This is a genomic window from Roseateles sp. P5_E11 (assembly GCF_054049355.1).
This window is the reverse complement of the sequence record NZ_JBFUMO010000016.1, coordinates 22,063-28,095: the sequence shown is the minus strand read 5'-3', so window position 1 is coordinate 28,095 and position 6,033 is coordinate 22,063. Positions and strand designations below refer to the sequence as shown.

General features: G+C 64.7%; 5 protein-coding genes. 4 read left to right on the top strand and 1 reads right to left on the bottom strand.

The features are described from left to right. The first annotated feature begins 572 nt into the window (after positions 1-572). From ACXJKR_RS02720 to ACXJKR_RS02705, 4 genes are all read left to right on the top strand, one after another. Complete coding sequence (locus tag ACXJKR_RS02720) at positions 573-908, top strand: hypothetical protein (RefSeq protein WP_457320527.1); 336 nt, start codon at positions 573-575, stop codon at positions 906-908. Positions 909-1,011: 103 nt separating this feature from the next. Beyond that, positions 1,012-1,299 carry a barstar family protein gene (locus tag ACXJKR_RS02715; protein ID WP_457320525.1) on the top strand — a complete coding sequence of 96 codons (288 nt, stop codon included), beginning with the start codon at positions 1,012-1,014 and terminating at the stop codon, positions 1,297-1,299. A 96-nt stretch (positions 1,300-1,395) separates the two neighbouring features. Continuing rightward, complete coding sequence (locus ACXJKR_RS02710) at positions 1,396-1,797, top strand: hypothetical protein (protein ID WP_157281071.1); 402 nt, start codon at positions 1,396-1,398, stop codon at positions 1,795-1,797. Positions 1,798-2,120: 323 nt separating this feature from the next. Then, entirely contained in the window at positions 2,121-4,556 is a 2,436-nt protein-coding gene (locus tag ACXJKR_RS02705) for a glycoside hydrolase family 2 TIM barrel-domain containing protein (RefSeq protein ID WP_457320524.1), read from the top strand. Positions 4,557-4,872: 316 nt separating this feature from the next. Here the strand turns inward: ACXJKR_RS02705 and ACXJKR_RS02700 are convergent, their stop codons facing one another. After that, entirely contained in the window at positions 4,873-6,030 is a 1,158-nt protein-coding gene (locus ACXJKR_RS02700; protein ID WP_457320522.1) for an alpha/beta hydrolase family protein, read from the bottom strand. Positions 6,031-6,033 lie beyond the last annotated feature (3 nt).

The following is a 6,033-nucleotide window of genomic DNA, read 5'->3' as shown; positions in this document are numbered from 1 at the left end:
GGCACAGGTAGCACGGCGCGCGATGGCTGGCCTTGTCAGCTTCCACCACGAACAGGGTCTGGTCTTCGCGCCGGATGGTTCGATTCGCGACGCATCCGAGCATGAGCTATTTGTTTCAGGCGGCTAGGTACATGCTCACGGGACGCCCAACCAGTTGTTCAAGCGGACAGCCCAAAGCTGCGCTTCGGGCTGCCACTCAACGCCGACGTTGGGCATCATGACCAGCCACCAACCGCCCGCTGAGCTTTTGCCGGCGAAGTTCGAAGTGCGACGACGCGCTGGRCTGGAGGATGTCCGAAAGCAAGAAGGTACAAGCACGCACGCTCGGTTCAAGGAKGAGTGCGCTGCGTTCATTTCGGCCGCTACGGACGGCGATCAGGTGTATGAGTTTTGCTCTGCGGAATCGCAGTGGCGACTCGGCTTAGGCTGGGCAGGTTTTGAACTGCAGCGCAACGACTTGATTGTTGCCCGCCTCATCACACGGATGAGTTAATGCTGAGCATCATGAGGCCCAACCTTTCGCTGCAGCGGACGGCTTCGCCGTCCGCTGAGCTTTCACGTTAGGCAGAACCATGAAGAACTGGCTCCTTGGTTCTTTGCTTTACGCCGCCCTCGGTTGCATTGCCGCAGAGCTAACGCTGGACGTTGAAATACGAATACTGGCGGACGCTAGCTGTAGCGTGGGAGGTGTGAAATCAAACTGCAGAGAAGTCGGAAGCGTCGTGAGAAAGCTTCACGGCAACAGGCAATTCAATGCGTCTGTCGTTGCTCCCTACAACGTGAACCCGAATACCGTTGGGATGCTTATGACCTCTTTGCATGAAAGTGGCGTGGGAAAAGTTAATCTGCAGCAGATCGCCGATGCACCATCATCCGGAGCTTCAAAGGCATCCGGATTGGGTAAGTAGTTTGTCAAGAATGACGTGCACTTCCTTCTGGATGCTGTCAATGCCTAACCTGGCATTGCAGCGGACGCCTACGGCGACCGCTGAATTTTGACGTTAGACGGCTATGGGACGRGCAGCGCTYRTTGAGATTGATCTTGCGAAGGCGAGCACCTCTGAGGAACTTCAAGCGCTCTTACGGGATTCGCTCGACTTCCCTGGTTGGTATGGCTGCAATTGGAACGCCTTCTGGGACGCTATCACCGGCCTAGTCGAAATGCCGGAGACACTTCGCTTCGTCAGTTGGACAGACTTCAGTTCTAGATTGCCCGGGGACGCGCAACTCATGATCGAGTGTCTTCAGGAGATGACCGACAAATATCCAGAACTGGCGTCAAAGGTTGCCTATGCATAGCGAGTCGTCATTCCGTCAAGCCGGTGGTCGCGAGCTGCCTAACCGGTCGCTGCAGCGGACGGCTTCGCCGTCCGCTGAGCTCGCACGTTGAACCGCATGAGATTCCGAAGCTATTTCGCTGCCTTAGCTCTTTCCTGTGCCGCGCCGGTATTGGCGGGCGGTGCCGGGCCAATGTGGGTGTTTCCGGTGATTCGGCTTTGCGTTGCGCAAGATGCGGCGTACGCCGATACCTTCCTCGGGCGCTGGATTGCAGAAGGCCGACTGAGGCTTAAGTCGCCGGAATTCACGCAGTGCGCTCGAAAGAAGCAATGGATTCCTAAATACATTTGCGCAGATCTCATGGCGCGTGAAACAGAGGAATCACTGTCTCGCCGGAATCTTGAACGACTGGGTGCTTCCTGGAGCGAAGATCTCAAAGTGCTTGAAGTGGCTGGGGCATATGTTCAGGACGCGTCGGAGGCTGAGCTTGCAGAGCGACAGCTGCCTGCTTGCCCATGATCAAGCGGCCCAACCTTTCACTCCAGCGGACGGCTTCGCCGTCCGCTGAGCTTCGACGTTGGGCGACAGCTTTGTGAGTTGACCGGCCGATGATCCCGCCAGAGTGAACTTCCGCTCATGGCCGAAACGAGCCCTCTGCCACTACTTGGGCGCCAACAGCCCGTAGGTTGAGGTGAACAAAGTGAACCCCAACGGTACCGGCGCGTAGACGCTGGGGTTCGCGATGCTCATCCCATTAACCTACGGGCTGCGGCCCGCTGACTTCGGACGAAGCTCTGTGGGGGCTGGGGCTGCCTCTCGAGATTTTCACTGGACACAAATTGATGTTGAGGCTCAACAAGTTCACGCGCCGCTTGCCATGGGCGCTGATGCTGGCGCTCGTCTCGATCACGTCGACCGCTGAGGAACGCCGTCTCACCATGGGGTGGCGTTTCATGGCGGGGGAGATCAAGGGCGCGGAGCGGCCCGACTTCGACGACGGCGCATGGCGCCAGGTGGCCGTGCCGCACGACTTCTCCATCCTGGACAAGGCGGACGGGGCGCCACCCTTTGATCCCGCCACCGTGGGTGGCCGCGACTCCGGCTACATCCCTGGTGGCACCGGCTGGTACCGGCGTCATCTCACGCTGACTTCGGCCGAAGCCGCCCGCGTGGTCCGGCTCAAGTTCGAAGCCGTCTACATGGACTCGGACATCTGGCTGAATGGCGAGCCTGTGGGACAGCATCGCTACGGCTACACCGCATTCACGCTGGACCTGACAGGCAAGGTCAAGGCGGGCGACAACGTCATCGTCGTCCGGGCGCGCCATGTGGACTCGTCGTCGCGCTGGTATGCCGGCTCGGGCCTGATCCGCCCGGTGGCTGTGGAACTGCTGGACCCGGTGTACATCGACCCCGACAGCGTGGCGGTTGCGACCCGCGCCGCGACCGGTCAACGGGCGGACCTGGACGTTCGGACACGCCTCTCCAACCGCCAGGTCAAGCCACAGCAGGTGGAAGTGGTCACGGCCGTGACCAGCGTCGACGGCAGCGAGACCGTCGCCCGCGCCAGCAAGCGTTACGTCGTGCCGGCGCGCGGCCAGGTGGATGCCGGGCAAGCTCTGGCCGTGGACAAGCCCAGGCTGTGGGGGCCGTCGGCACCGCATCTCTACCTGCTTCGCCAGGAGGTGCGCGTTAACGGTGTCGCGACCGATGTGCGCCTGACCCGCTTCGGCATCCGTACCGTGGCGATCGATGCGAAAAACGGCTTGCGCATCAATGGCGAGAAGGTGCTGCTGCGCGGCGGCAACATCCACCACGACAACTACATGCTCGGCGCCGCCGGGCTTCCCGATGCGGATGCGCGCAAGGTCGCGCTGATGAAGGCGACCGGCTACAACGCCATCCGCAACGCCCACAACCCAGCAAGCCAAGCCACCCTGGACGCTGCCGATGAGCTCGGCATGCTGGTCATCAACGAGGCCTTCGACGCCTGGCGAAACAGCAAGACCAGCGCCGACTACGCGCGCTTCTTCGCTGACAACTGGCAGAAGGACTTGGACAGCCTGATCATCAGCGGCCGCAATCACCCCAGCGTGCTGTTCTGGAGCATCGGCAACGAGATCCGGGAGCAGGGCACGCCCGAGGGCGCGAAGACCGCACGGATGTTGGTCCAGCGGGTCCGCCAGCTCGACGCGACCCGGCCGGTGACCCAGGCGGTCAGCATCGACTCCCCGACGATCGCCAGCGCATATGGCGAGCTCGACGCGGCCGGCTACAACTACATGCCCCACCTGTTCGAACGCGACCACGAGCAATACCCGTCGCGCGTCATGTACAGCGGCGAGTCCCTGTCCCGATACGCCTTCAACTACTGGCGACCGGTGGAGACCCTGCCGTGGGTGATCGGCGATTTCGTGTGGACCTCCTTCGACTACCTCGGCGAGGCCGGCATCGGCTGGGTGAACGCCAAGCAGGACTGGAAGACCTGGGGCCCATATCCGTGGCACCTGGCCTATTGCGGAGAGATCGACGCTACCGGGCGCAAGCGACCCGCCGCCTATTACCGCCAGGTGCTGTGGAAGACCGGCATCGACCCGATCGCGGCCTTCGTCGAGCAGCCGGCTGGCACTCGCGCCTTCCCGCACCATCCCTTCCCGGAAGGCGACCCGCACAGCGACTGGACGCTGGAGGACGTGCATCCCAGCTGGTCGTGGGGCGGCCAGGAAGGCAGGCCGCTGAACGTCGCGGTGTACTCGGAGTTCCCGGAGGTCGAACTCTTCCTCAACGACAAGAGCCTGGGGCGGCAGGCCGTAGGCCTCGCCACTGAATACAAGGCCCGGTTCGTCGTGCCATATGCCCCGGGCCGCCTGCTGGCGGTCGGCTATCGGGACGGCAGGCGCGCTGGCCAGTGGGAGCTGCGCACAGCGGGTCTGCCGGCGGCGTTCAAGGCGACCGCGGATCGGTCGCAGCTGAAGGCCAATGGCGAGGACCTGGCCTACGTGACGATCGAGCTGGCCGACAGCGACGGCGTTCCCATCTACGCGCGCGCCGGTGATCGCCAGGTGAAGGTCAGTGTGACCGGCGCCGGCGTGCTGGGCGGCGCGGGCAACGGCGACCCCGTCGATGCGAGCAGCCTGCAATCGGGCGAACGCAAGACCTTCCACGGTCGGATGGTGGCGGCAGTCCGCGCGGGCGCTTCGCCCGGCCCCATCGTGGTTGAAGTTGCCGTCGAGGGCCTGCCGACGCAGCGGATGCGGCTCGACGTGATTGCGCGATGAAACCGCAGTAGCGCAGCGCTGGTCTGGCCGCTGGCCTCGTACAAGGGCCTGCCCAACGTGCTGATGCTGATGACGGGCCTGATCGGCGTCTACACCTTTGGGACCCGCCGCACCACGCCGGGCCGGCGCATCTATGCCCGACCATCGCTCACCCGTGCAAGCCCTTCAAGCTTGGCAGGTCTCCAAACCCCATTTGTTCAAGCGCGCCGTATACAAACAGGCGGGTCTTGACACCTAGCCACGCGCGATGTCGTTGATCCCATATGCCGCCGCTTGCGTTGGGATTCGACATGCTCACCCCATTAGCCTACCGAGCTCAGGCCGGCTGCAGCAGCATGCGGCCGAGCGCCTCGGGCCCGGCCGGCTGGGCATCGGGGCGCAGCAGCGCGCGGGCCGCGGCGTCGTTGCGCAGGTGCGCGTCGAAAAAGGCCGCCTCCCAGCCGCCCGTCTCGGCGTTGGCCGCTTCGTTGAAGCCGTGGGTCTGGCCCTTCATCTCCACCACCCAGGCGGGGCCGCCCACGGCGTGGGCGGCGGCCAGCACGTCGGCGGCCGGCACGTTGCTGTCCAACTCGCCGCTGACCGCAAACCAGGGCCGCTTGACGGCAGCGAGGCCGGCGAAGTCAAGGCCGAAGTTCCAGAAATTCGGGCCGGCACCCGGAGGCAGGTTCACGGGCAGGCCCATGGCCCGTGCCGCGGCCATGCCGATGCCGGGAAAGGGCACCGTCCCGAAGCCGGCCTTGATGCGCTCGTCGGCCAGGGACAGGCCGCGCCGCGCGGGGTTCAAGCCGCCCATCAGCGTGAGCACGGTCAGGCCGCCGGCACTGCTGCCGGTGGCGCCGATGCGGGCGGCGTCGATGTGGTCTGCGTAGTGTGGGTGGGCCAGCACATGGTCCAGCGCCGCGCGCACGGCCAGGCTGCGCAGGGCGAACATTTCGCTGCCGCCCGGCGTGCGCCTGTCACCGTGGTAAACGTCGACCACGATGTAGCCCTGCGAGGCCAGGTGCGCGAGCTTCCCGATGTGCCACAGCCCATGCGTGCCCTGCCCGCCGGAGTGAACGATCAGCGGGTAGCGCGCCCGCTCGTCGGCAAACAGCGGCGCCTCGCCGGGCCGCTGCATGTGCGGCAGGCGATACCAGCCGGTCTCCTCAGGGAAGGTGTAGTCGGGGCGGCGGTTGTCGGCCGGTGTCGGGTAGAACACCGTCAGCACCACCGGCAGGCTGCGTCCGGCCAGCGCCCCGGCATACGGCCAGTCCTTGGGCACCTTCACGTCGATCACCAGCGTGGCCTGGCGATCGCTGATCAGCTGGTCCAGGTACAGCGGGCCTTGCGGCGACAGGCTGCCGATGAGGTAGTCCGCCATCGGCGCTGCGGTCGCCGGCTCGGCCTTCATGCAACTGCTGCCCACCGCGTAGGGGCCGTTGCCGGGCGTCCAACCGGCGGCGCCGGCCGCGCCGGCGAAAGGCGCCAGCAGCATCCC